Origin of the sequence: Brevundimonas sp., assembly GCF_041648115.1 — a bacterium.
GTDB lineage: Bacteria > Pseudomonadota > Alphaproteobacteria > Caulobacterales > Caulobacteraceae > Brevundimonas.
The window spans coordinates 127,046-149,718 of record NZ_JBAZPR010000008.1 but is presented as its reverse complement, the minus strand read 5'-3'; the positions used below and the strand labels follow the sequence as shown (position 1 = coordinate 149,718).

At 66.0% G+C, this 22,673-nt stretch carries 28 protein-coding genes; 14 read left to right on the top strand and 14 right to left on the bottom strand.

Translation table 11 applies throughout. The annotated features are described in order from the left end of the window. Window positions 1-2: 2 nt before the first annotated feature. The 7 genes from WC597_RS09225 to WC597_RS09195 all read left to right on the top strand — a co-directional run bounded on the left by WC597_RS09225 (window position 3) and on the right by WC597_RS09195 (window position 3,915). Window positions 3-386 carry a VOC family protein gene (locus WC597_RS09225; RefSeq protein ID WP_372693054.1) on the top strand — a complete coding sequence of 128 codons (384 nt, stop codon included), beginning with the start codon at window positions 3-5 and terminating at the stop codon, window positions 384-386. Between the two features lie 13 nt (window positions 387-399). Next, window positions 400-654 (top strand): hypothetical protein, encoded by a 255-nt coding sequence (locus tag WC597_RS09220; protein WP_372693053.1) that lies wholly within the window; start codon window positions 400-402, stop codon window positions 652-654. Beyond that, window positions 651-1,073, top strand: a complete 423-nt coding sequence (locus WC597_RS09215; RefSeq protein ID WP_372693052.1) for a type II toxin-antitoxin system VapC family toxin — start codon at window positions 651-653, stop codon at window positions 1,071-1,073. Before WC597_RS09220 ends, WC597_RS09215 begins: the two co-directional genes overlap by 4 nt. Next, complete coding sequence (gene fghA, locus WC597_RS09210; protein WP_372693051.1) at window positions 1,070-1,909, top strand: S-formylglutathione hydrolase; 840 nt, start codon at window positions 1,070-1,072, stop codon at window positions 1,907-1,909. The genes WC597_RS09215 and fghA overlap by 4 nt, the downstream gene beginning before the upstream one ends. A 40-nt stretch (window positions 1,910-1,949) precedes the next feature. Next, complete coding sequence (locus WC597_RS09205; protein ID WP_372693050.1) at window positions 1,950-2,174, top strand: hypothetical protein; 225 nt, start codon at window positions 1,950-1,952, stop codon at window positions 2,172-2,174. A 107-nt stretch (window positions 2,175-2,281) separates the two neighbouring features. Then, window positions 2,282-2,893: a superoxide dismutase gene (locus WC597_RS09200; RefSeq protein ID WP_372693049.1), complete on the top strand. Its 612-nt coding sequence runs from the start codon at window positions 2,282-2,284 to the stop codon at window positions 2,891-2,893. An 86-nt stretch (window positions 2,894-2,979) separates the two neighbouring features. Next, entirely contained in the window at window positions 2,980-3,915 is a 936-nt protein-coding gene (locus WC597_RS09195; RefSeq protein ID WP_372693048.1) for an MBL fold metallo-hydrolase, read from the top strand. Between the two features lie 16 nt (window positions 3,916-3,931). Here WC597_RS09195 and WC597_RS09190 read toward each other — a convergent pair whose 3' ends face one another. Further along, a complete protein-coding gene (locus tag WC597_RS09190; protein ID WP_159849368.1) occupies window positions 3,932-4,153 on the bottom strand; it encodes a hypothetical protein in 222 nt (73 codons plus the stop codon). A 251-nt stretch (window positions 4,154-4,404) separates the two neighbouring features. Here WC597_RS09190 and rpsD point away from each other — a divergent pair, with 251 nt between their 5' ends. The 3 genes from rpsD to WC597_RS09175 all read left to right on the top strand — a co-directional run bounded on the left by rpsD (window position 4,405) and on the right by WC597_RS09175 (window position 8,038). Continuing rightward, window positions 4,405-5,022, top strand: a complete 618-nt coding sequence (gene rpsD / locus WC597_RS09185; RefSeq protein WP_372693047.1) for a 30S ribosomal protein S4 — start codon at window positions 4,405-4,407, stop codon at window positions 5,020-5,022. 175 nt (window positions 5,023-5,197) lie between these two features. Further along, on the top strand, window positions 5,198-5,578 hold the full coding sequence (locus WC597_RS09180) for a hypothetical protein (RefSeq protein WP_372693046.1): 381 nt from the start codon (window positions 5,198-5,200) through the stop codon (window positions 5,576-5,578). A gap of 99 nt (window positions 5,579-5,677) precedes the next feature. Then, on the top strand, window positions 5,678-8,038 hold the full coding sequence (locus tag WC597_RS09175) for an EAL domain-containing protein (RefSeq protein ID WP_372693045.1): 2,361 nt from the start codon (window positions 5,678-5,680) through the stop codon (window positions 8,036-8,038). Window positions 8,039-8,045: 7 nt separating this feature from the next. On the opposite strand, the gene WC597_RS09170 is transcribed toward WC597_RS09175, so the two are convergent. Further along, complete coding sequence (locus WC597_RS09170) at window positions 8,046-9,152, bottom strand: NADH:flavin oxidoreductase/NADH oxidase (protein ID WP_372693044.1); 1,107 nt, start codon at window positions 9,150-9,152, stop codon at window positions 8,046-8,048. Between the two features lie 275 nt (window positions 9,153-9,427). On the opposite strand from WC597_RS09170, the gene WC597_RS09165 reads away from it, so the two are divergent. After that, window positions 9,428-9,808 carry a hypothetical protein gene (locus WC597_RS09165; RefSeq protein ID WP_372693043.1) on the top strand — a complete coding sequence of 127 codons (381 nt, stop codon included), beginning with the start codon at window positions 9,428-9,430 and terminating at the stop codon, window positions 9,806-9,808. A gap of 116 nt (window positions 9,809-9,924) precedes the next feature. Here WC597_RS09165 and WC597_RS09160 read toward each other — a convergent pair whose 3' ends face one another. The 8 genes from WC597_RS09160 to map all read right to left on the bottom strand — a co-directional run bounded on the left by WC597_RS09160 (window position 9,925) and on the right by map (window position 14,839). Next, window positions 9,925-10,332, bottom strand: coding sequence for a type II toxin-antitoxin system PemK/MazF family toxin (locus WC597_RS09160; RefSeq protein ID WP_372693042.1), 408 nt, complete (start codon window positions 10,330-10,332; stop codon window positions 9,925-9,927). Between the two features lie 88 nt (window positions 10,333-10,420). After that, window positions 10,421-10,858, bottom strand: coding sequence for an acyl-CoA thioesterase (locus WC597_RS09155; protein ID WP_372693041.1), 438 nt, complete (start codon window positions 10,856-10,858; stop codon window positions 10,421-10,423). Continuing rightward, window positions 10,858-11,211 carry a Grx4 family monothiol glutaredoxin gene (gene grxD, locus WC597_RS09150; protein WP_159849390.1) on the bottom strand — a complete coding sequence of 118 codons (354 nt, stop codon included), beginning with the start codon at window positions 11,209-11,211 and terminating at the stop codon, window positions 10,858-10,860. Before grxD ends, WC597_RS09155 begins: the two co-directional genes overlap by 1 nt. A 92-nt stretch (window positions 11,212-11,303) precedes the next feature. After that, a complete protein-coding gene (locus WC597_RS09145; protein ID WP_372693040.1) occupies window positions 11,304-12,203 on the bottom strand; it encodes an oxidoreductase in 900 nt (299 codons plus the stop codon). 4 nt (window positions 12,204-12,207) lie between these two features. Further along, the gene (locus WC597_RS09140) at window positions 12,208-12,450 is read right to left on the bottom strand and encodes a BolA/IbaG family iron-sulfur metabolism protein (RefSeq protein WP_372693039.1); all 243 of its coding nucleotides are present in this window, start codon (window positions 12,448-12,450) and stop codon (window positions 12,208-12,210) included. 56 nt (window positions 12,451-12,506) lie between these two features. Beyond that, complete coding sequence (locus tag WC597_RS09135) at window positions 12,507-13,031, bottom strand: GNAT family N-acetyltransferase (RefSeq protein WP_372693038.1); 525 nt, start codon at window positions 13,029-13,031, stop codon at window positions 12,507-12,509. Beyond that, the gene (gene radC, locus WC597_RS09130) at window positions 13,028-13,753 is read right to left on the bottom strand and encodes a DNA repair protein RadC (protein ID WP_372693037.1); all 726 of its coding nucleotides are present in this window, start codon (window positions 13,751-13,753) and stop codon (window positions 13,028-13,030) included. The genes WC597_RS09135 and radC overlap by 4 nt, the downstream gene beginning before the upstream one ends. Window positions 13,754-14,020: 267 nt before the next feature. Further along, window positions 14,021-14,839 carry a type I methionyl aminopeptidase gene (gene map / locus WC597_RS09125; RefSeq protein WP_372693036.1) on the bottom strand — a complete coding sequence of 273 codons (819 nt, stop codon included), beginning with the start codon at window positions 14,837-14,839 and terminating at the stop codon, window positions 14,021-14,023. A 99-nt stretch (window positions 14,840-14,938) separates the two neighbouring features. Between map and WC597_RS09120 the strand changes: the two genes are divergently transcribed. Together WC597_RS09120 and WC597_RS09115 are read left to right on the top strand one after the other, a co-directional pair. Beyond that, window positions 14,939-15,706 carry a competence/damage-inducible protein A gene (locus tag WC597_RS09120; protein WP_372693035.1) on the top strand — a complete coding sequence of 256 codons (768 nt, stop codon included), beginning with the start codon at window positions 14,939-14,941 and terminating at the stop codon, window positions 15,704-15,706. 162 nt (window positions 15,707-15,868) lie between these two features. Continuing rightward, entirely contained in the window at window positions 15,869-17,215 is a 1,347-nt protein-coding gene (locus WC597_RS09115) for an OmpP1/FadL family transporter (RefSeq protein WP_372693034.1), read from the top strand. 211 nt (window positions 17,216-17,426) lie between these two features. Here the strand turns inward: WC597_RS09115 and WC597_RS09110 are convergent, their stop codons facing one another. Both WC597_RS09110 and WC597_RS09105 read right to left on the bottom strand, forming a co-directional pair. Next, window positions 17,427-18,911 carry a DEAD/DEAH box helicase gene (locus WC597_RS09110; protein WP_372693083.1) on the bottom strand — a complete coding sequence of 495 codons (1,485 nt, stop codon included), beginning with the start codon at window positions 18,909-18,911 and terminating at the stop codon, window positions 17,427-17,429. Window positions 18,912-19,203: 292 nt separating this feature from the next. Beyond that, window positions 19,204-19,770 carry a hypothetical protein gene (locus WC597_RS09105; RefSeq protein ID WP_372693033.1) on the bottom strand — a complete coding sequence of 189 codons (567 nt, stop codon included), beginning with the start codon at window positions 19,768-19,770 and terminating at the stop codon, window positions 19,204-19,206. A 185-nt stretch (window positions 19,771-19,955) separates the two neighbouring features. On the opposite strand from WC597_RS09105, the gene WC597_RS09100 reads away from it, so the two are divergent. Next, window positions 19,956-20,774, top strand: a complete 819-nt coding sequence (locus WC597_RS09100; protein WP_372693032.1) for a hypothetical protein — start codon at window positions 19,956-19,958, stop codon at window positions 20,772-20,774. A 145-nt stretch (window positions 20,775-20,919) separates the two neighbouring features. On the opposite strand, the gene WC597_RS09095 is transcribed toward WC597_RS09100, so the two are convergent. Both WC597_RS09095 and WC597_RS09090 read right to left on the bottom strand, forming a co-directional pair. After that, entirely contained in the window at window positions 20,920-21,270 is a 351-nt protein-coding gene (locus WC597_RS09095; protein WP_372693031.1) for an endonuclease domain-containing protein, read from the bottom strand. Window positions 21,271-21,462: 192 nt separating this feature from the next. Further along, window positions 21,463-22,287, bottom strand: coding sequence for a DUF3883 domain-containing protein (locus tag WC597_RS09090; RefSeq protein WP_372693030.1), 825 nt, complete (start codon window positions 22,285-22,287; stop codon window positions 21,463-21,465). Window positions 22,288-22,673: the final 386 nt, after the last annotated feature.

The following is a 22,673-nucleotide window of genomic DNA, read 5'->3' as shown; positions in this document are numbered from 1 at the left end:
CCATGTTCACACACGTCACCGTCGGCGCCAACGACATCGAGGCGTCGCGCAAATTCTATGATGCGGCGCTCGGCGCCCTGGGCGTCGAGCCGGGACAGGGGCCGGATCCCAAGGGCCGTTACTGGTGGCGGACCCTGCGCGGCGCCTTCGCGGTCGGCGCGCCGATCGACGGCGATCCGGCCTGCCACGCCAATGGCGGCACCATCGGCTTCGCCGCCAAGACGCCCGAAATGGTCCAGGCCTTCCACGACGCCGGCGCCGCCGCCGGCGGTCGCGCCATCGAGGATCCGCCCGGCGAGCGCCAAGGCCCGTTCGGCCCGATGATCCTGGCCTATCTGCGCGATCCGTCGGGCAACAAGATCGTCGCGATGCACCGGGTGGGGTGAGGCACTTGGCGCGATGATAGCATTGCGCTATCATCGCTTCATGGCTCAGGTTCTCGTTCGCGATCTGGATGACGGCATCGTCGCTCGCCTCAAGGTGATGGCGAAGGCTGAGAACATGTCCCTGGAGCAGAAGTTCAGGGATATGGCCGCTCGCGAGGCCATGGACGTCGAGGCTCGCTTTGAAAACGCCTCCCGACGATCCCGCGAGCAGACTCGCGGCTCGTCGCTCGACTCCACCGCTCTGATCCGCGAAGACCGTGATCGGTGAGCGCGGTCTTCGACGCCAGCGTCGTCGTCAAATGGTTCGTCGATGATCCGTTGGCGGATGCGGCGATGGAGGCGCGTCGGACCCATGGTCCGGCGGTCGCGCCTGACCTGATGCTGATCGAGGTGGCGAATGTCTTTCGCCGCTATGTCGTGCGTGACGAGTTGCAGTCGTCGTCGGCGACAGAGAACCTGTCCATCATCCCGCAGGTGGTCGATCTGGTGGATCACCGGGGGCTGATCTCCGAAGCCTTCACCCTGGCTTGCGACCTGAACCATTCGATGACCGACTGCCTGTATGCCGTGATGGCGCGGCGGCGGGGTATCCCGCTCGTTACAGCCGACCTCAAGCTGGCCCGGAAGTTGGGCAAGGTCGAGGGAATGGATGTTCGCCTGTTGAGTTCGTCGGAAACCGTCGCATGACCTTCGAGACCACCAAGACCCACATCGTCCACGGCGGAACCCTCCGCTATCTGAAGCACGACAGCACAACGACTGGCACGCCCATGACCCTGTCGGTCTTCACGCCGGCGGGCGAGGGGCCTTTCCCGGTCCTGATCTGGCTGTCGGGCCTGACCTGCACCGAGAACAATTTCACCACAAAGGCCGGCGCCTACCAGGCCGCCGCCGAACACGGCGTCATCATCGTCGCCCCCGACACCAGCCCGCGCGGAGACGGCGTCGCCGACGATCCTGCCTATGACCTGGGCCAGGGCGCTGGCTTCTATGTCGATGCAACGCAAGCGCCGTGGGCGCCGCATTTCCGCATGGAGACCTATGTCACCGAGGAAGTGATCGCCCTGATCGACGCCGAATTCCCGACCACGGGCATCCGCGCCATCAGCGGCCATTCGATGGGCGGTCACGGCGCCTTGACCCTGGCGCTGAACCATCCCGATCTGTTCCGATCCGTGTCCGCCTTCGCCCCCATCTGCTCGCCGGCCCAGTGCGCCTGGGGCGAAAAGGCCTTCACCGCCTATCTCGGTGATGACCGCGCCGCCTGGGACCGCCACGACGCCGCCAAGTTGATCGCGGCCGGCGCCGCACGCGGGGTCTATGACGACATCCTGATCGACCAGGGCGACGCCGACAGCTTCCTGAACGACCAGCTGAAGCCCGAACTGCTGCAAGCCGCCGCAGACGCCGCCGGCCAGAAGATCACCCTGCGCATGCAGCCCGGCTACGACCACTCCTACTTCTTCATGGCCAGCTTCATCGCCGACCACGTCGCCTTCCATGCCGGGCGGTTGAAGGCTTGACCGACTGTCGCTGATCGCCCGGCGGTGATAGAGGGGCGCCATGAGCGCTCCCGATCTCTACGAACCGATGTTTTCCGCCCTGTGCCGCGAGGTGGGCTATTGCCTGCACGCCAAGGGCCAGAAGAAGGTGATCGAGGCCCTGCCCAAAGGTCTGGACGCCGCCGTGCGCGCCGTCTTCGCGGCCGAGGGCGTGGACGAGCCCAATGCGCCGGGCGACGTGAAGCGCGCGGTGCGCGAATGCCTGAAGGCGAACTTGCCAGCTTGACCGTTCCGGGCCGATAAGTCGGAACGAATCCGGGTCTTGTCGCTTGGGTTTCACGAACGGGCGCCTATGTGCTGCCTATCAAGATCTGTCGGAAAAGGAGCTCTCCCATGGCCTTCACCCTGCCCCCGCTGCCCTACGCCTATGACGCGCTGGAGCCGGCCATCGACAAGGAGACGATGACCTTCCACCACGACAAGCACCACCAGACCTATGTCGACAACCTGAACAAGGCCGTCGACGCCGACGCCGGTCTGCAGGGCAAGTCGCTGGAAGAAATCTTCACCAGCATCTCCACCGCCCCCAAGGCCATCCGCAACAACGGCGGCGGTCACTGGAACCACAGCCTGTTCTGGGAACTGCTGGCCCCGGCGGACCAAGCCGGCGAACCCTCGGCCGAACTCGCCGCCGCCATCGAAAGCGATCTCGGCGGGATGGACAAGTTCAAGGAAGACTTCAACGCCGCCGGCGCAGCGCAATTCGGTTCGGGCTGGGCCTGGCTGATCGTGCAGAACGGCAAGCTGAAGATCACCTCGACCCCCAACCAGGACAATCCGCTGATGGATGTCGTGGACGAGCGCGGCGAAGTCATCCTGGGCGCCGACGTCTGGGAGCACGCCTATTACCTGAAATACCAGAACCGCCGCGCCGACTATCTGAAGTCGTTCTGGTCGGTCGTGAACTGGAACAAGGTCAACGAACTGTACGCCGCCGCCAAATAAGGCGCCAAAGATCGAGACATGACGACGCCCGCCGGAACCTCCGGCGGGCGTTTTCGATTCTGCTCTGGCACACGGAGATTGAAGCGATGCGGATCATGATGACGGGGGCGGCCTTGGCCTGCCTGACCTTGGCGGCGTGCCAGCAGCCGGCGAGCGAGCAGAAGCCCGGCGACCACGCTCCGCCCACGCCCCAGCAGACGGTCGCCGCACCGGCGGAAAAGCCGGTCTATCGCTTCAAGATCGGCGCGCTGGACGCCATCGCCCTGTTCGACGGCGAAAACCCCGTACCGAATGACAACAAGGTGTTCGGCGTCGGCCTGACCCGGCAGGCGGTCGCCGCACCCCTGACCGCCGCCGGCCAGCCGGCCGATCCGATCATGCTGGAAATCCATCCGCTGCTGGTCAGGAACGGCGACCGGACGATGCTGTTCGACACCGGCCTGGGCGAGGGCAAGGGTCAACTGATGGACAGCCTGCAAAAGGCGGGCGTCGATCCGTCCTCGATCACCGACGTGCTGATCTCGCACGGCCACCCGGACCATGTCGGCGGCCTGATCCGCAACGGCGGCCTGGCCTTCCCCAGTGCAGCGATCCGGATGTCGCAGGCGGAATGGGCGTCCATCCGCGCCAATCCTGAGCTTGGCGATCTGGTGCGCATCATCACGCCCAAGGTCCAGGCCTTCGAACCCGGCGGCGAGGTCGCGCCGGGCGTCCAATCCCAGGACACGGCCGGCCATACGCCCGGCCACGTCGCCTATCTGATCGCCGACGGCCAGAACCAACTGCTCTACACCGGCGACCTGATGCACCACTGGATCCTGTCGGTGGAACATCCTGACTGGAACGTCGGCTATGACGACGATCAGGCGGCGGGCGAGAAGGCGCGGCTGGACCAGGTGACGGCGCTGCGCAACTCGGGCGCCCACATCTACGCCTATCACTTCCCGTTCCCGGGCCTGGGCAAGATCGCCACCCGCGAGGGCCGGGCGATGTTCATCTCGGAGGCTCAGTCGGCCAAGTAGGGCGGCTAAATAGAGATCAGACCCTCAGGTCCACGCCCTGCCGAACGCGCTCGTTCATGCGTTCGGCATGGTGCTGCCTGACCGCGCGGCGCTGGCGCAGCATCTCGTGGATGCCGTCGGCGAGGTCCAGCAGTTGATGATCGGTCAGGGGTTCGACCAGATCGACCAGTTGTTTTTTCAGGGTTTCCACCGCCTGATCGGACAGGCCGGTCTGAAAGCTTTTGGATTCAGTCTGCATTCCACTCCTCCTTGTCCTCGTGCAGTGTTCGGTTGCATCGAATGAAGGGTGGAACCGGTCGATCGTTCCATTCCATCGTGTTTAACGGCCCGTCCGGCTTGACTCCGTCGGCCCCTCTGGCCATAAGCGCCGCCTTCCACGGATCCGTTTCGACGGAGCCGCGGATTGATGACGGAAGATGCGTGGACCGCCGTTGAGATCGCATTCCCAATCGAGGGGATGCCGGGCCGTATCGTTGAAAAGAGAATAGAATGTCCAAGCGCCACAGCGCCAAATACAAGATCGACCGCGCCATGGGTGAGAACCTGTGGGGCCGCGCCAAGTCGCCGGTCAACAAGCGTTCTTACGGTCCCGGCCAGCACGGTCAGCGTCGCAAGTCCAAGGTTTCGGACTTCGGTCTGCAACTGAAGGCCAAGCAGAAGCTGAAGGGCTACTACGGCAACATCACCGAGAAGCAGTTCGCCAAGACCTACGACGAAGCTGCGCGTCGCAAGGGCAACACCTCGGAAAACCTGATCGGCCTGCTGGAATCGCGTCTGGACGCCATCGTCTATCGCGCCAAATTCGTCCCGACCGTCTGGGCCGCCCGTCAGTTCGTCAGCCACGGCCACGTCCTGGTCAACGGCAAGAAGGTCGACATCGCCTCCTACCGCGTGAAGCCGGAAGACGTCGTCTCGGTGAAGGAAAAGTCGCGCAACATGGCTCTGGTCATCGAAGCCCAGCAGTCGTCGGAACGTGACGTGCCGGATTACCTGGAACTGTCGGACCGTTCGTTCACCGTCCGCTATGTCCGCGTGCCGGAACTGTCGGACGTGCCGTACGCCGTGAAGATGGAACCGAACCTGGTCGTCGAATACTACGCTTCGTAAGCGGAGCTTTCTTCAGAGCGGCTATCGGCCTTCGGCCTGCTTGAGCCGCTTTCTGGATTTCAGTTTGAAAGGCCTCGGATTCGTCCGGGGCCTTTCGTTTTTACCCTGTTCCCTCCACGGGCGAACAGGCGCATTCTCGGCCCGTTCAGGCTTTGAGAGACAGGGGAGGTCGTCTGTGCGCGACTCCATCATCGGACGCTTGGCTTTGATCGCCGCCGCATCGGCGAGTCTTGCCGCCTGCGCCACCGCCAGCGAGCCGACCGTTTCGACACAGGGCATGCCCGGCGCGCTGGAGCCGATCCACGCCGCCGCCTTCACCAAGAACGAGGCCGTCTTCTGGGTCAGCTCGAACGGCTGCACCGCGAAGGAAGACCTGATCCCGATCGTCAGCCTGCAGGGCGGCGCCGCCGTCATCACCCTGCGTCGCATCGACGAGGACAAGTGCCGTCAGGACCTGGTCGAGGGCGTCGAGCTGAAATGGTCGTTCGAGGAACTGGGCCTGCCGCCCGGCTCGCCCATCAGCGTCAACAACCCCTATCAGCTGCCGCGCTCCTGATCCGTCCGTGTAGGGATTGGTTAAGCCTGTTCGGGCGCGTCTGATTAAATTCTCTGCTGCTATGAAGCCAGGCTGTCTTCTCCACGGTCTGTAGCTTTCATGCGTTTTTTCACGTGCCTGACCGACGATCATAATCTCTGGCTGGTGGGGCTCGCCGCCGGTCTTTGCCTGATCGGCTCCATCATCACCTTCCGCCTCTATCGCCGCCTGCGCGCCGCCGAAAAGGGCACGCGCCTGGCCTGGGCCTTCATGGGCGCCGTGGCGACCGGGGCGACGATCTGGTGCACCCATTTCGTGGCGATGATCGCCTATGAGCCCGGCACGAGCGTCAGCTACGAACCGGTTCTGACCGGCGTCTCCCTGGGCGTGGCCATCGGGGGCAGCGCCCTGGCGCTCTGGGTCGCCTCGCGGACCCTGCGGTTCTCGGCCGAGATCGGCGGCGTGCTGTTCGGTCTGACCGTGGTGGCCATGCACTACACCGGCATGGCGGCCTTTGCGACCGACGCCGTCATCCACTGGTCGACCGCCTATGTCGTCGCCTCCATCGTCGGGGCCGTCCTGTTCGGTGGGCTGGCGTTCAACCGCGCGCGGCGTTCGGGACAGGTTGCGCCCGTCGCCCTGATGGTGCTGGGCATCGTCGCGCTGCACTTCACCGGCATGGCGGCCATGACCGTCATTCCGCTCGCGCCGTCGGCGGGTCACATCGCCAGCAACAGCGCCAACATCGTCCTGGCCTTCGCGGCATCCGCCGTCGGCCTGATGATGCTGGGCACCGGCGTCGCCAGCCACGCTCTGGACATGCAGTCCCGGCTCCAGGCCAAGGCGCGCCTGGACCATCTGATCGAAGGCAGCGTGGACGGTATGGTGGTGGCTCAGGACGGCCTCATCCTGGCCGCCAACGCCGCCTTCGCCGACCTGGCCGGAGTGGCGCATGACGCCCTGGTCGGCGAGCCGCTGTCGCGCTGGCTGTCCAATACCGCCGACCTGACGGTAGGCGGCCTGACACAGTCCAAGTTGGTCGGCGCGGGCGAGACCGAAATCCCGGTCGAGATCGCCGTGCGGCGCGATGGCCGACACGCCGTCGTGACCGATGTCATGATCTATGCGGTGCGCGACTTGCGCATGCGCCTGGCCCAGGAACGTCGCATCGCCCATCTGGCGCGCAACGACGGCCTGACCGGCCTGCCCAACCGTTCGTCCTTCCTGGAATGGCTGACGCGCCAGACCTCGGACCACAACGCCCCGACCAAGGTCGCCCTGCTCGCCATGGACCTGGACCGGTTCAAGGAGGTCAACGACGTCCACGGCCACGCCGCCGGCGACCAGTTGCTGGTCCAGATCGCCGAACGGATGCGGGCCTGCCTGCGTCATGACGAGTTCGTGGCCCGCCTGGGCGGAGACGAGTTCGTCGCCGTCATGCCGATCCGCCACCGCGACGACGCCCTGGACCTGGTGGCGCGCCTGCGTGACGCGGTCACCGAACCCGTCATTCTTGACCATGCCGAGGTCGCCTGCGGCCTCAGCACCGGCATCGCGATCTGGCCCGACGACGCCCATGACCCGTCCGCCCTGATCAATGACGCGGACCTGGCCATGTACCGGGCGAAGGCCTCGCTGGGGACCGATGTCTGCTTCTACGAGGAAGAGATGGACGAGGCGGTGCGCAACCGCCGTCGCATGGCCCAGCAGATGCGCGAGGCCCTGGACCAGGGCCAGTTCAGCCTGAACTGGCAGCTTCAGGCCGCCGTCGATACCGGCGACATCACGGGCTACGAGGTTCTGCTGCGCTGGATCCAGCCGGACGGGACCTTCATTTCGCCGGCCGACTTCATCCCCCTGGCCGAAGAGAACGGCCTGATCCTGCCGATCGGGGAGTGGGTGCTGCGCACCGCCTGCGCCGAGGCCGCCGGATGGGCCGAGCCGCACAAGATCGCCGTCAACCTGTCGCCGGTCCAGCTGGGCCACGTCGATCTGCCGCGCCTGGTGCATCAGGTCCTGATCGAGACGGGCCTGTCGCCGGCCCGGCTGGAGCTTGAGATCACCGAGACGGCCATGATCACGGATATGGAGCGCACGACCCATGTGCTGCGCCAGCTCAAGCTGCTGGGTGTCTCCATCGCCATGGACGACTTCGGCACCGGCTATTCGTCGCTGTCCACCCTGCGCGCCTTCCCGTTCGACAAGATCAAGCTGGACCGTTCCTTCATGTCCGAGCTGGACGGCGGACCGCAATCCGCCGCCATCATCCGCGCCGTCCTGGCTCTGGGCGAGAGCCTGCACATCCCGGTCCTGGCCGAGGGCGTCGAGACGCTGGAACAGTTGACCTTCCTGCGCGACCAAGGCTGCAACGAGGTCCAGGGCTATCTGCTCGGCCGTCCGCAAAAGACGGCCGAGAGCGAGGTCCAGGCGGCGGCGCGGGTGCTGTGGGCCGTCGATCCCGCGCTGGAGAAGGCCGCCTGATCAGGCCTTAAGCGTTGGCCTTGTCGTAGCCCGGCCAGTAGGCCTTGCTCGCAGCCACGTACTGCGGCGGCAGGCCCTCGTCGTCGCCCAGCACCACGGCCGCATGGTGCGCCCAGTTTGGGTCGTCCAGCGCCGCACGGGCGATGGCGATCAGGTCGGCCTGACCCGAGGCCACGATGTCCTCGGCCTGCTGCGGATCGAAGATCATGCCCACGGCCATGACGTTGGCGTCGGGCGTCGCCGCCTTCACGGCCTGCGCGAACGCAAGCTGATAGCCCGGCTCGGCGCCCGGAATGTCGGCGCGCGCGACATTGCCGCCCGACGTCAGGTGCAGATAGTCATAGCCCATGTCATGCAGGGCCTGCCCGAAGGCCGTGACCTCGTCCAGGGCGATGCCGCCCTCGACCCAGTCCGACCCGTTGAACCGCACGCCCAGCGCCTTGGTCCGGGGCCAGGCGTCGCGCAGGGCCTGGGCCACCCGCAAGGGGAAGCGCGCCCGGTTCTCGTACCCGCCGCCGAAATCGTCCGTGCGGTGGTTGGACAGGGGCGACAGAAACTGGGTCAGCAGATAGCCGTGGGCGGCGTGCAGTTCGACCAGGTCGAACCCGGCCCGGTCCGCCCGGTGCGCGGCGTCCTCGAAGGCGACGACCACGCGGTCCATATCGGCCGGGGTCATCGCCGTCGGCGTGTGCCAGTCGTCCTTGAACGGCTCGGCCGAGGCGCTGAACGTCTCCCAGGCGCCGCCTTCGGCCTTCAAGGCGCCGCCGCCCTTCCACGGCGCGCTGGTCGAGGCCTTGCGCCCGGCGTGGGCCAGCTGGATGCCGATGGGCGTGTCGCTGTAGGTGCGAATGTCGGCGATGATCCGGGCGAAGGCGGCTTCCTGGGCCTCGTTCCACAGGCCGGTGTCGTCCGGGCTGATGCGGCCCGCCGCCTCGACCCCCGTCGCCTCGACGATGACCAGGCCTGCGCCGGAGATGGTCAGCCGACCCAGGTGCTGCACGTGCCAGGGCTGGGGCACGCCGTCGACCGCGGAATACTGGCACATGGGCGCGATGACGACGCGGTTCTTCAGCGTCAGCGGCCCCACGGCGCGGGGCGAGAACAACAGGCTCATGAGAGGCGATCCGAAGCGAGGGGAGGGACTGTAGCTATGGCAGTTGCGGACGCATTCAACCCCGACCCTTTCCAAATGTTCATCCAGCTTGCCGATTATTCACGTGTGTTGAACCGGTCCTCGCGGCACAAAGGGTCAAGCTTTCAAAGGGGAACCCAAATGCTTCGTCTCGCTCTCGCCATCGCCATCGCCGCCCCGCTGCTGTCGGGCTGCATCATCGTCTCGACCGAAAAGCCGACCACGCGGGTCATCACCGCCCCGGCCTCGGATCAGTGATGCGCGGCCTCGTCAAGGGTCTGGCGGTCGCGGCCCTGGTCGCGCCGCTGCTGTCGGCCTGCGTCATCTATGACAGCGATGCGGGCGAGAACGTCTCGGTCAATGTCACGCGCAACGACGCCCCGCCGGCCGAGGCCATTCGCGAGGCCCGCTTCGCCGACGGCGCCCTGGTCGCTCGCGTCGATTCCAGCGGCTGCACCCAGGCGTCCGATTTCGAACTGTCGGTCTCCGACACCACGCCTGCCGAGATCACCCTGCGTCGCACCAAGGAAGACCTGTGCAAGGCCCTGGTCCCCAACGGCGTCGAACTGCGCTGGACCTACGCCGACCTGGGTCTGGAGCCCGGAACCCCGGCGCGGATCATCAATCCTCTGAAGTAGAAAAACGAAAGGGCGTCCTTGCGGACGCCCTTCGCCAGTCACTCCCTTTCGGGAAACGGACACTCTTTCTTTCGAGGCCGCGAGTGAAAGTAAGATGGTAGGCTCAGGCTCAACTGTCAACTCCTGGCTGTGCCCTGCGCTGGGATTTGTGGCATCCACGCCTGGATCAAGGTCAGGATTTGGTGGAACTCATCTTCGGAAAGTCGGGGAATGGCGGTGCCCTTCAACGGCTCCAACCTCTTTGTGCTGACGGTATAGAGATGGTTGCAAACCACCCAGGAGTCCCTTGCGCCGTCTGGCTGGAAAGACAGCTTGTGCGCCCATCGGGCGCTCGCGCCCTCCTGTGGGTCGGTTGAAGTCGGGACGACCAGCGCCACGCCATGAAGGCTGTTCTTGTAGGAAACGATGACCACAGGCCGTTTCTTGCCCATTTCAGGTGTGGTGGAATCCGACCAAAAATCGCACCAGTACATCTGGCGAACCGCCGGAGCGGCCTTGAGCTTCAGAGTTTGCGCCGATGGCAATGGTATGCGTCCAAAGGATGTCGGACGACCATGGATTTCAACTCAAGACGTTGTCAACCGCAACCCAGGCTGATTGTCCTGCTTGTGCTCAGCTCGATTTTTGCGTCTCGAACACCGCCAGCATCGTGGGCGGAATGCGCTGGGGCCTCAGGGTCGCAGCGTCGACCAGCACCCATTCGGTGACGCCCTGGGCGCAGACGCGGCCCTGGGCGTCCTCGATGCGGACATAGCGGGTGAAGCGCGGCCCCTGCGGATCGCCGACCCAGGTGCGGGCGACGACTCCATGGGCGCCCGGCTCGATGCCGCGCAGATAGTCGATCTCGTGCCGCGTCGCGACCCACGACCATTTCGCCCGCGTCGCCTCGTCGAAGCGCGCGTTCCAGTGGGCCGTGCCGGCGTCCTGAAGCCAGCCGACATAGACGACGTTGTTGACGTGTCCATTGGCGTCGATGTGCTCGGGCCGCACGTCCAGCGGCACGACGAAGACCTCGCGGTCCTCGCGCGGCGTCAGCGTCTTGCGGGCCATCAGGCCTCGCCGAGCGGCACGCCCTTCTCGACCATCAGGGCCTGAAGCTCGCCGGCCTGGAACATCTCGCGGATGATGTCCGATCCGCCGACGAATTCACCCTTCACATAGAGCTGAGGGATGGTCGGCCAGTCGGTGAAGCTCTTGATGCCCTCGCGCAGGGCCTCGTCCTGCAACACGTCCACGCCCACGAAGGCGGCGCCCACATGGTCCAGGATCTGCACCGCCAGGGACGAGAAGCCACAGCGCGGCTGGTCGGGCGTGCCCTTCATGAACAGCACGACGTCGTTCTGGGCGACGGTTTCGCCGATGAAGGCGTGGGCGGGATCGGCGGCTTGAACGGTGTCGGTCACGGGATAGGCCTTTCGTGAAGCCCGTCAGCTAGGGAGAGCAGAGGGCGCGGTCAAGGCGTGCGCGACGTTCTGCGTCGCGCATTCGGGTCGGCTTAGGCCGCGCTGGCGACGACGCGGCCCATCTCGATCTGCGCCGCCAGGCCGGGCGGCAGGTCGCGCTCGGGCGCAGCCGCCAGCGTGGCCAGCCGATCGGTGTCCGTCGCGGTCACGATCACGCTGGACACCGACGGATCGGTCAGGACGTAGGACAGGCAGATCGCCTCGGCGGTCCAGTTCTGCGTGCGATACAGAAAGCCGAAGGCGTCCTTCTTGGACGTATCGACGGGCCGTTTGCCGCCGCCCAGGCCGAACAGCCCCTTCTTGAACACTGGCGCCTCGGGCGCACGGCTGCGGCGGTCGGTGTGGAAGTCGTAGGCGAAGACCGCCATGTCCTGGTCCCGCGCCGCCCGGATGCGGTTGCGGATTTGCCAGCCGGCATTGATGTCGAACGGCGTCAGCAGGGCGTCGAACGCGCCGGTGGAGACATAGGCGTCCATCACCTCGCCACCGCCCGCGATGCCCAGAAGCTTGATACGGCCGGTCGCCCGCATGGCCTTCAGCGCGCTCAGCGACGACTGGGCCAGTTCGGCCTCGCCCGGCTCGTGCAGCACCGCAACGTCGATCCAGCCCAGCCCCGAGAAGTGCAGCGCCCGGTCGATGGCCGCAGTCATGCCCTGGGCGGAAAAGTCCCGTTCGCTCTCGCGACCGTCGCCGGCTCCCAAGGTCAGGCTGACGTAAACCAGCTTTCGATCCACATGCGACAGCGCCTCGCCCAGCACCTCGGCCGCCACAGGATCGGCATTCTCCAGCCGGTAGCTGTTGATGCCGCTTTCCAGCGCCGAATACAGCAGGTCCAGCCCCGCTTCGCGGCCCCGCTTCAACGCCTCGGCGCCGAAGCTGAGCGTCAGGTTCGAGATCGCGGAGCCTGAAACGCCGAAGGGGCGATAGCGCATGGGGTCAGGCCTCCTTGACCGGCGACGAGGTCTCCAGCGCCAGCGCATGCAGTTCGCCGCCCATCTGACCCTTCAGCGCCGCATAGACCAGTTGGTGCTGTCGCACGCGCGCCAGGCCGGCGAAGGCGTCGGACACGATACGGGCGCGATAGTGATCGCCGTCGCCCGCCAGATCTTCGATCTCGATCACGGCGTCGGGAAAGGCCTCGACCAGATGCTGGCGCAGCGTTTCGACGGACATGGGCATGGAAAGGACTCGCGGTTCGTTCGACGCGATTTTGACGGATAAACCTTAATACCGACCTACGCGGAACAGCGGGGCCGCTCGAACAGCTGAACCGTGTGATCCTTGTAGGTCGCGGTCGCATAGGGGCGATAACCGACCCGCGCCGCCAGCTTCAGCGAGGCCAGGTTCTCCGGCGCGATCATGCAGACGGTGCGCCCCTCCAGCGTCCGGTCGGTCCAGCCCAGCGCCGCCGTCAGAGCCTCGGCCGCATAGCCCTTGCCCTGAAACGCCGGCCCCACGCCCCAGCCCAGTTCGGGCGCATCGAACGGCGGTTCCAACTCGCGGCGATAGTCGAACACCCCCACGCTGCCCAGATACACGCCGCCCTCGCGCAGCCGGATCGTCCAGTTGCCGTGCCCCATCGCGACCCAATGGCCGATGTCGCGCAACAGCCGGAACCAGACCTCTTCACGCCCCAGCGCACGTCCCATGATGTGACGCGTGAAGTCCTCGTTGGACCATAGCGTCAGCAGGTCGTCGAAATCGTCAGTCGAGACGGGACTCAGCACCAGCCGCTCGGTCGTCAGAATGGCGTCGGTCACATCAGGCCCAGTTGCTTGAAGCTGGCCACCCCGTCGCGGCCGACGACCAGATGGTCGTGAACCTCGACGTTAAGCGCGCGCCCGGCCTGCACAACCTGTTTCGTGATCTCGATATCGGCGCGGCTGGGTGTTGGATCACCCGACGGATGGTTGTGGACCAGGATCAGGGCGCTGGCCGACAGTTCCAGCGCGCGCCGGATCACCTCGCGCGGATAGACCGGCGCATGATCGACCGTGCCCCGGTTCTGCACCTCGTCCAGGATCAGCTGGTTCTTCTTGTCCAGATACAGCACCCGGAACTGCTCGCGCGGCTCGTGCTGCAAGGCGACGCGGACGTAGGCCAGCAAGGCCGTCCACGAGGATATGACGGCGCGCTTGGCGGCCGGCTCGCGCGCGATCCGCCGCGTCACGTCGAAGATCAACTGCAGGTCCAGCGCGACCGCCCGCGTCGCCTTGCCGGCGACATAGCCCATCGACCGCGCGACCTGATCCTCGATCGCCTCATGGCTGGCCGCCCCGAGCCCCTCCAGCCCCCCGAACCGCGCCAGCATATCCTTGGCCAGCGGCTTGACGTCCTTGTAGGGCACGCTGCGGAACAGCAGCAGCTCCAGCAGCTCATAGTCGGGCAGGGCGCCCAGGCCCCCCTTCGCCGCCCGCTCACGCAGCCGGTCGCGATGGCCGCTGTGGCGCGGGGTCGGCTTGGTCGAAATCTCGTCGGTCATACGCCGTCAGGCTCGCAGATGCGCAACCTTCACAGGATCGGTCGATCCGACGATGCGTGCAAGCTCAACGTGTGTGAACACTACCTTCTTTCGTCATCCTCCGGCGAAGCGCAGCGAAGACCGGGGGACCCAGCGGCGCCGAAGGCGATGCGTCCATCGGCATGATGTCGAATGAAAGTGTCCGCGGCAGGTTCGCGCTCGCGCGCGCCGCTGGGTCCCCCGGTCTGCGCCGCAAGCGGCTTGCCGGAGGATGACGAAAGCCTGGAGTCAGTTCGGCCGGAACAGCCCAGCCGGAGACGCCGTGAAGATTTCCAGTCCGTCTTCGGTCACCCCGATGGTGTGCTCGCACTGGGCCGACAGGGACTTGTCGCGCGTCACGGCGGTCCAGCCGTCGGACAGCACCTTCACGTGCGGCTTGCCCAGGTTCACCATCGGCTCGACGGTGAAGAACATGCCGGGCTTGAGCACGGCGCCCTCGCCGCGACGGCCATAGTGCAGGACGTTGGGGCTGTCGTGGAAGACGCGGCCGATGCCGTGGCCGCAGAAATCGCGCACCACGCTCATGCGCTGGGCCTCGACGAACTTCTGGATGGCGAAACCGATGTCGCCGAACGTATTGCCCGGCTTGACCTGTTCCAAACCCAGATCCAGCGACTGATAGGTCACGTCGATCAGCTTCTTGGCGCGCGCATTGATCTCGCCGACCGCATACATGCGGCTGCTATCGCCGTGCCAGCCGTCGACGATGACGGTGTGATCGATGTTGACGATGTCGCCGTCCTTCAGCACCCGGTCGCCGGGAATGCCGTGGCAGACGACGTGGTTGATCGAGGTGCAGACGGTCTTCTCATAGCCCTTGTAGCCCAGGCAGGCGGGCAGGCCGCCGTTGTCCAGGGTGAACTCGCGCACCAGATCGTCGATCGTGCTGGTCAGGACGCCCGGCTTCACATGGGCGGCGATCATGTCCAGCGCCTCGGCGACCAGACGCCCGGCCTTGCGCATCCCCTCGAAGTCTTCGGCTTCGTGGACGCGAATGGCGCTGGAGCGGACGAGGACGTCGGTTTCGATTTCGGGCGTTTCGTACATGGGGCGATCGGTCTGCAAAAGGCGAGGATACGGCGCAATCCGTTCGCCGCAGATGGTCGTTATAGCATGAAACCTCAACCCCGAGTTTGGATTCCCCGCATGACCGACGCCAATCCCGCCGCTGCCGGGCCCACCGCCGCCGTCCTGGTCATCGGCGACGAAATCCTGTCGGGCCGGACCCAGGACACGAACACCAACACCATCGCCCGCTTCCTGGCCGCCCTGGGGATCGACCTGATGGAGGCGCGGGTCGTCAGCGACGACCACGACCGGATCATCGAGGCGCTCGACGCGCTGCGGTCGCGCTGGAACTATGTCTTCACCACCGGCGGCATCGGCCCGACCCATGATGACATCACCGCTGACGCCGTCGCGGCGGCCTTCGGCGTGGCTTTGCCCGAGAATCCCGAGGCGATGGCCATCCTGGCGCGCCGCTATGGCGACGACTTCAACGCCCCGCGCCGTCGCATGGCTCGCATCCCTGAGGGCGGGGTGCTGATCGCCAATCCGGTCACCGACGCGCCCGGCTTCAAGATCGGCAATGTCTTCGTCATGGCCGGCGTGCCGAAGATCATGCAGGCGATGCTTGAGGATGTGGCGCCGCGCCTGCGCACAGGCGCCGTCGTACATTCCCGGACGCTGAAGGTCAGTGGGGTGGGCGAGGGGGCTGTGGCCGATGTGCTGCGGGCCGCCGCAAATCTGCGCCGTGACCTGTCGTTCGGCAGCTATCCTTTTGGGCACGACAGCGTCGGCGAGATCGGAACACAGTTGGTCATCCGTGGCCGTGACGTGGGCCTGGTTGAGGCTGCGGCGCAAGATTTGATCGACGAACTCCGTAATCTGAGCATCGATGTTGCCGCAACGTAACCTCGCAAAGCCGTGATCATGTGCGGCTCAGGCGCCACGGTTTCGCCCGTTTCCGGTCCGATGGGGGCCTTGCCCGCAACGCTTTCGCGCCGCGAACGCTGAGTGGGCTCCTCCCCGGATCGACCGCGCCTAATGCGGTCGACGTTTACTTAGGTGTTTGAAATGACCTCCAGGAACTTCGCCCGCGTGGGCGGGCTTGCTCTGACGACCGCCCTGCTGGCCGGCGTCGCCGCCCCGGCCATGGCCGGCTCCTTCTATGTTCAGGAACAATCGACGCGCGCCCAGGGCCGCGCCAACGCCGGCGTCGGCGCCGACAAGGGCGTTCAGTCCCTGTGGTGGAACCCCGCCGCCATCGCCGGAACCCAACGTGAAGTCTATGTCGGCGCCCACGGCCTGATCCTGGATTCCGACGTCGATGACCGTGGCTCCAGCCTGACCTACAACGTGCCGACGCCCGGCGGCGTCGTCAGCCGCACCGCTCCCGTCAACGGCGACCCGCACGTCCATGAAGTCGTCGAAAGCGGCATCGTGCCGAACTTCGCCGTCTCCATGCCGATCGGCGACCGCTTCAACGTCGGCCTGGCCGTCCAGGCGCCGTACAACTTCACCACCAAGTACGAGCAGCCCGACTTCGCCCGCTACGACGCCCTGACGTCTGAGCTGCGATCGGCCAACGTCAGCCTGGTCGCCGCCATGACCGTCACGGATTGGCTGGACGTCGGCGTCGGCTTCGACGCCCAGTACGCCAAGGCGACCCTGTCTTCGGCTCTGCCGAACGTGTCGGCCGCTGTCCTGGCGCCGGGTTATGTCGTCGCGCCGTCCAGCGACGGTCGCAACCAGTTGGAAGGCGACGGCTGGGATTACGGATGGAACGCCGGCGCCCAGATGCACTTCGGCAAGCTGGACCTGGGTGTGTCCTACCGCTCCAAGATCGAGCACGAACTGGAAGGCGCCGTGAACATCTCGGGTCTGACGGGCGCTCTGGCCGCCAACAACGTCTCGGCTGACGGGGTCGCCAGCTTCAACACCCCCTGGTACGCCACGGTCTCGGCGCGCTACGCCGTCAACGACCGCCTGACCCTGAACGCCCAGGTCAACCAGATCGGCTGGAGCGAGTTCGACGCCATCCGCGTGAGCTTTGGCGCCACCGGCCGTTCGACCATCGTCCAGGACTATGACGACGTGACCACCGGCGCGATCGGCTTCGACTACAAGATCGATCCGTCCATGACTTTCCGCGCGGGCCTGGGCTACGACCCGACCCCGACCCCGGATGCTAACCGCACCGCACGCATCCCGGACGGCGACCGCTGGCTCTACGCCGCCGGTCTGTCCAAGACGGTCGGCGCGATGACCCTGGACGGCGCGGTCACCTACATCGACATCGACACCGCCGCGATCAACGACACGCGCGACGTCTATGGCAACGGCCTGGTCGTCTCGAACCTGCGCGGCGAAGCCACCGGCTACGGCGTCGGTTTCTCGATGGGCGCGACCTGGGCCTTCTAAGGTCCGCACACGCCTGACATGAGAACGGCGGCTCCTGCGAAGGAGCCGCCGTTTTTTTTATTCTTCCACCGCGCAGCGGGGGAGGGGGACCGCGCGAAGCGGGGTGGAGGGGGCGGAAACGGGCTCGATTTCCGACGTTTCGCGCCGTGCGACGTTCGCCCCCTCCACCGCTTCGCGGTCCCCCTCCCCCGTGAACGGGGGAGGATTTAGATCAGCCCTTGGCGGCGCCGGTGTAGCCCTTGCCGCCATTGGACGGGCGGCGACGGGGACGGCGCTTCATTTCGCCTTCCGCCGGCTTGACGTTGTCGTTGATCGACGGCACGCGCTCATTGCCCAGCGGGTTGTAGGTGCGTTCGGGACGCGGAGCCGCCGGGGTCTCGCCGGGACGGGCGCGACGCTGACGGTGAGGCTGGCCGCCGCCTTCCGGGCGCACGCCGTCGCGATGCGGAACGCGGCTGCGTCCACGACCGCCACGACCTTCGCCGCGGCCGCCTTCGTTGCGGTCGCCGCCTTCGCGTTCCGGCATGGTCGCCTTCTTGCCGACGCCGGTGGCCATGATGGTGGCGTCCAGCTGGCCCAGGGCCTTGTCGTTGCGGCGGTCGATGGCCGGGATCTTCTGGCGCGTGACCTTTTCGATGTCCTTGAGCAGCTTCATCTCGTCGCCGGCGACGAAGCTGACGGCGGTGCCGTCCTTGCCCGCCCGCGCGGTGCGGCCGATGCGGTGGACATAGGATTCCGGCACGTGCGGCAGTTCGAAGTTCACGACGTGCGAGACGCCGTCCACGTCGATGCCGCGCGCGGCGATGTCGGTGGCGACCAGGACGCGCAGCTTGCCGGCCTTGAAGGCGGCCAGGGTGCGTTCACGCTGGGGCTGGCTCTTGTTGCCGTGGATGGCCCCGGCCTCGACGCCGCCGGCTTCCAGATAGGCCGCGACCTTGTCGGCGCCGTGCTTGGTCTTGGTGAAGACCAGGCAGCGCGTATATTCCGGATCGCTGAACATCTCGGTCAGCAGGGCGCGCTTGCGACCCTGTTCGATATAGACGACCGACTGGCTGATGCGCTGCACCGTGGTCGACTGCGGCGTGACCTGGACCTTGACCGGATCCTTCAGCAGTTCGCCCGCCAGCTTGCCGATCTCGCTGGGCATGGTCGCCGAGAAGAACAGGTTCTGGCGCTTGGCCGGGATCTTGGAGACGATCTGGCGGATCGGCTTGATGAAGCCCAGGTCCAGCATCTGGTCGGCCTCGTCCAGCACGAAGATTTCGGTCGAGGACAGGTCCAGGTTCTTCTGCTGGATATGGTCCAGCAGGCGGCCGGGCGCGGCGACCAGGATGTCCAGACCCTGTTGCAGGGCCCGCTCCTGACCGCCGTATTTCACGCCGCCGAAGATGACCGCGACCCGGAAGCCCAGGTGCGCGCCATAGGCCTTGAAGCTGTCGCCGATCTGGGTCGCCAGCTCACGCGTGGGGCTCAGGACCAGGACGCGCGTCGTGCGCGGCTTGGGGGCGATGCGGTTCTCGGCCAGGCGATGCAGGATCGGCAGGGCGAAGGCGGCGGTCTTGCCGGTGCCGGTCTGGGCGATGCCCAAAAGGTCCTTGCCGGCCATGACGTCGGGGATGGCCTTTTCCTGGATCGGCGTCGGCTTGGTGTAGCCGGTCGAGGCCAGGGCCTGCAGCAGGGCCTTGTTCAGGCCCATGGATTCGAATGTGATGCTCACAGCAGTATCTTTCGCGTAGCGGCAGGGCGCTATCAGCCATGGCATGACGCCGTCGGGCCGCGCACCGCCAGTCCCGACGGGGCCTCGGGGAGGAGGCCTGCGGGGTGGATCGGGCGCCGCCCCGCGTGTCCGGGCAGCGAATGGATATGAGGGGCCGGCGGCTTCTACAGACAGGTCCGAAACAGACCCACACGCGCTGGAGACGCCGGAGATCGCGATTGTGCGACGCCGCGCAAATGGGCGCTTATCACGGATAAGTCAACTGCCGGCCCTATCCGGGCGCATACCGCGTCGCCGCCTCGGGCAGTCCGTCTGGCAGGCCGATCGCCGCGCGCCAGTCCTCGGGATGCAGCCGCGCCATCTCCAGATCCAGCCACGCCAGTGGCTTCAGCGCCCCGTCCGCGTCCCAGAACCGCTCGGCCCACGGCTGGCCCGTCTCGATCGCCCGCGCCCGATCCCGCGCGCTCGCCTCCGGTCCCAGATGCGTCGCGCGCCAGTGATACAGCCACGGAATATGCCAGTGCGGCGCCCGGCTCAGCCGCTCGTCCGTCATCGCCGCCGCCAGACATTCCGCCAGCGCCCGCGCGTCCTCCAACTGCGCCGTGAACGCATCGCGCCGCGCCTGGATGTAACGGTCCCAGCCTTCTGCCGGCTCGATCGGCCCCAGCGTCGGCTCGGGCCGTTTCCACCCCTCCGCCTCGCGCCGCTTCCACAGGGCATGGACCCCGACGTCATAGCGCGCGGCGACGGACCGCGCCGTCTCGCCGTCCTCCCACGCCTTGCGCACCTCGGCCCAGACGGCGTCCGGCCGGATCTTACGATGTATGCCCTGGCTCATTCGCCCCTTGTGACTCATCGCTGCGTCAGCATCGGTCGCAGGCGGGGAAAGGGGAGGGGGACAGCAGCGTCATTACGCGGGCTGGCGCGCCTGACTTTACATGTCGATCTGTATGAATTCAGCGGTTTGACATCGAAAATCGGCCGTCTTCCGGCCTGAGGTAGCGCCCGCCCCATACTGGCGGCATGGAAAAACGCAGATACAAGATCGTGTCCCCCGAGATCTGGAGCCAGATCCGCAAGGACTACCTCGCCGGCGACGACGCGCGTCAGGTCGCCGCCCGTTATGACGTCACCGTGCCCGCCCTGCGCGCCCGTGCGACGAAGGAGGGCTGGTCCCGATACCTCCACGCCCCGCGCCGGTCGCCGGCCAGGCCCGCAAAGGCGGCGCCGCCCAGGCCCGACGCCCCGGCGCCCGCGCCGACCCCCGCCCTAACTGACGACTTCGGCCCGTTCGAGGATGCGCCCGACGCCCCCGAGTCCGACCCCAACGACCCCGCCGCCCTGGCCGAGGCGGCGGCCCAGGCCTCGGGCCGCGCCCTCCACGCCAAGGACTTCACCCAGGCTCGCGCCCTGGCGGCCCTGGCTGAGACCTACCGCAAACTGGCCGACCGCAGCGCCTCGTCGCGCGGCGCCCGCCTGACGCTCAAGACCGCCCCCCTGCAACTGGTCTTCGACATCCTGACGAACCACGCCGAAGCCGAGCGCCGCTTCGCCATGAACACCAGCGACAAGAGCGACTGGGAACTGCGCGGCCAATACTGGCAGGCGAAGCAGAAGCTAACCCGCGCCAACGATGAATGGAGCGAGGCCCAACTGGCCCGCCGCGTCCAGCTGGACCGCCGCATCGCCGCCCTGGAAGACCAACTCCGCGAAGCCGGCCTCGACCCCGTCATCGAACGCGAACAGGACCGCCGCATCTCAAAAGGGATCGACCTTTACCTCGGCCCCTTGCGCAAAATCGTGTCGATGGAGGAATGGGAGAAGACGCTGGATGATCTCTAACATCTGATCCTTCTCCCCTTGCGGGAGAAGGTGGGCGAGCGGAGCGAGGTCGGATGAGGGGTTGCGCCAGCCTCAGCGGCTTAAGTCAAACCGACCCCTCATCCGTCCCTTCGGGCCACCTTCTCCCGCAAGGGGAGAAGGGATTTTAATCCCCAATCAACCCTTCCCGCGTCGCCGCCACAATCGCCGCCAATACCTTCTCTCGATGGTTCTCGATCATCTGGTTCGGAAACCGCAGCACCCGAAACCCCTGCTCGCGAAACCACGCATCCCGCTCGGCGTCCTCGACCCGATCCTCATGCTGCGGACCATCCGCCTCGACGATCAGCCGATGCCTCAGGCAGACGAAGTCGGCGATATACCGCCCCATCACCACCTGCCGCCGGAACTTCAGCCCCGCCAGCCTCCGATCCCGCAAGATCGCCCACAGCCGCCGCTCATAGAGAACGGGCTCGCGACGCATCGCCTTGGCGCGGGATTGCAGCCAGTCATCCATGAGAAAAGTTGTGTCGAAATCCGCTCAAGATTGCAATTCACACCTCCCACCCGCCTCCCTTCTCCCCTTGCGGGAGAAGGTGCCCCAAAGGGGCGGATAAGAGGTCGGTTCGCGATCGACCGTCCAGGCCTGCGCAACCCCTCATCCGACCTCGCTCCGCTCGGCCACCTTCTCTCGCAAGGGGAGAAGGGATCAGAAGGACGCCCGCCATGCCTCCGGCGTCAGCACCACCGCGCTTTCCAGCGGCGGCGTGAGGACGAAGAATTCCGGCCGGACGGGCAAGCTATGCACGCGGTAAAGTCGCCATGCGTCAGGCCGCTCTTGCGCCACCTCGCATTCCGTTCGCGTGAGGAAGAAGTCCGTCGATGCGCCACCACGCGTGGCCTTCACCTCGATCAGTCGCTCACGACCATCCGTGGGGTCGAAGCTGCGGATATCGTATCCGGCCCCGTCTCCGCGTTCCTGCGACGTCCATTCGACCTTCGTTGCTAAATCCGCCCGGTCATGGGCGATCAACTGGGCGCGTTCGTGGTGGAAAATGCGCTCCTCGCCTAACAGGCCAAGCTGCCGGTTCCGCTGATCGCGAGCCGCCGGATCGAACTTCCGAACCAGTCGCGACAGGCCCGCGGGTCGCCTGGGCCTTTCTGCGCCAAGGGGAGGAGCTGAGGTCATCAGCAAGGGCACCGGGTCAAACACGGTCGAGGGCTCCGACACCCCGCTTCCATACGTCGGCTGTTCGGTCGCTTGGGCCCGCAGGGAGTCGCGCAATGGCATCCCGATGTCCCAAGCTGCTGGGTGCTGGTCGAGATGGCGTTCCAGTGCGGAGAAGATGGCCTCTTGGTAGTTCGGCCGACTACCGAAACCATTCAGCTTGGGCATGCCCAGTTCGGTCAGGACTGCGGAGATGTTTCCATATTTCTGGCCGACTGAGCCGACGGTTCGGCCGATCTGATCGGACAGCGCCTTGGCGTGATGGGCCTTGATCAGCGGACGACCAGAGACCGCGTCGTCGAGCATGGTGAATAGTCGGCGACGATGAGGTCCAACTCCTCATCATCCCAGTTGCGGCCATACTTGCCCTGATCGACCCCAATCCCCCCGCCAACCTTAGGTTAGTATGGCGGCGACGGTCTTTACCAGGGCGCTAATCACCCTTCCTTCTCCCCCTGCGGGAGAAGGTGGCCCGCAGGGCCGGATGAGGGGTCGGTTCGGCGTGGATCGTCAGGGCCGGTGTGACCCCTCATCCGACCTCGCTGCGCTCGGCCACCTTCTCCCGCAGGGGGAGAAGGGTGTGTCTCAGATCAGTTTATATTCAGCAAAATGGCTTACGAAATTCAGGCTGTTGTTCATAAAGTAATGAAAAATACCTAGAGAAGGGTGATGATGACTTCGTGTCTATAATT

Coding starts and splice junctions, on each gene's coding strand:
- WC597_RS09170 (WP_372693044.1), bottom strand. CDS start 9,152: ATGAGCCTGTTGTTCTCGCCCCGCGCCGTGGGGCCGCTGACGCTGAAG.
- rpsD (WP_372693047.1), top strand. CDS start 4,405: ATGTCCAAGCGCCACAGCGCCAAATACAAGATCGACCGCGCCATGGGT.
- WC597_RS09165 (WP_372693043.1), top strand. CDS start 9,428: ATGCGCGGCCTCGTCAAGGGTCTGGCGGTCGCGGCCCTGGTCGCGCCG.
- WC597_RS09105 (WP_372693033.1), bottom strand. CDS start 19,770: ATGAGCCAGGGCATACATCGTAAGATCCGGCCGGACGCCGTCTGGGCC.
- WC597_RS09195 (WP_372693048.1), top strand. CDS start 2,980: ATGCGGATCATGATGACGGGGGCGGCCTTGGCCTGCCTGACCTTGGCG.
- WC597_RS09205 (WP_372693050.1), top strand. CDS start 1,950: ATGAGCGCTCCCGATCTCTACGAACCGATGTTTTCCGCCCTGTGCCGC.
- fghA (WP_372693051.1), top strand. CDS start 1,070: ATGACCTTCGAGACCACCAAGACCCACATCGTCCACGGCGGAACCCTC.
- WC597_RS09200 (WP_372693049.1), top strand. CDS start 2,282: ATGGCCTTCACCCTGCCCCCGCTGCCCTACGCCTATGACGCGCTGGAG.
- WC597_RS09145 (WP_372693040.1), bottom strand. CDS start 12,203: ATGCGCTATCGCCCCTTCGGCGTTTCAGGCTCCGCGATCTCGAACCTG.
- WC597_RS09140 (WP_372693039.1), bottom strand. CDS start 12,450: ATGCCCATGTCCGTCGAAACGCTGCGCCAGCATCTGGTCGAGGCCTTT.
- WC597_RS09120 (WP_372693035.1), top strand. CDS start 14,939: ATGACCGACGCCAATCCCGCCGCTGCCGGGCCCACCGCCGCCGTCCTG.
- WC597_RS09090 (WP_372693030.1), bottom strand. CDS start 22,287: ATGCTCGACGACGCGGTCTCTGGTCGTCCGCTGATCAAGGCCCATCAC.
- WC597_RS09100 (WP_372693032.1), top strand. CDS start 19,956: ATGGAAAAACGCAGATACAAGATCGTGTCCCCCGAGATCTGGAGCCAG.
- WC597_RS09220 (WP_372693053.1), top strand. CDS start 400: ATGATAGCATTGCGCTATCATCGCTTCATGGCTCAGGTTCTCGTTCGC.
- WC597_RS09175 (WP_372693045.1), top strand. CDS start 5,678: ATGCGTTTTTTCACGTGCCTGACCGACGATCATAATCTCTGGCTGGTG.
- WC597_RS09155 (WP_372693041.1), bottom strand. CDS start 10,858: ATGGCCCGCAAGACGCTGACGCCGCGCGAGGACCGCGAGGTCTTCGTC.
- WC597_RS09225 (WP_372693054.1), top strand. CDS start 3: ATGTTCACACACGTCACCGTCGGCGCCAACGACATCGAGGCGTCGCGC.
- WC597_RS09095 (WP_372693031.1), bottom strand. CDS start 21,270: ATGGATGACTGGCTGCAATCCCGCGCCAAGGCGATGCGTCGCGAGCCC.
- map (WP_372693036.1), bottom strand. CDS start 14,839: ATGTACGAAACGCCCGAAATCGAAACCGACGTCCTCGTCCGCTCCAGC.
- WC597_RS09110 (WP_372693083.1), bottom strand. CDS start 18,911: ATGGGCCTGAACAAGGCCCTGCTGCAGGCCCTGGCCTCGACCGGCTAC.
- radC (WP_372693037.1), bottom strand. CDS start 13,753: ATGACCGACGAGATTTCGACCAAGCCGACCCCGCGCCACAGCGGCCAT.
- WC597_RS09190 (WP_159849368.1), bottom strand. CDS start 4,153: ATGCAGACTGAATCCAAAAGCTTTCAGACCGGCCTGTCCGATCAGGCG.
- WC597_RS09115 (WP_372693034.1), top strand. CDS start 15,869: ATGACCTCCAGGAACTTCGCCCGCGTGGGCGGGCTTGCTCTGACGACC.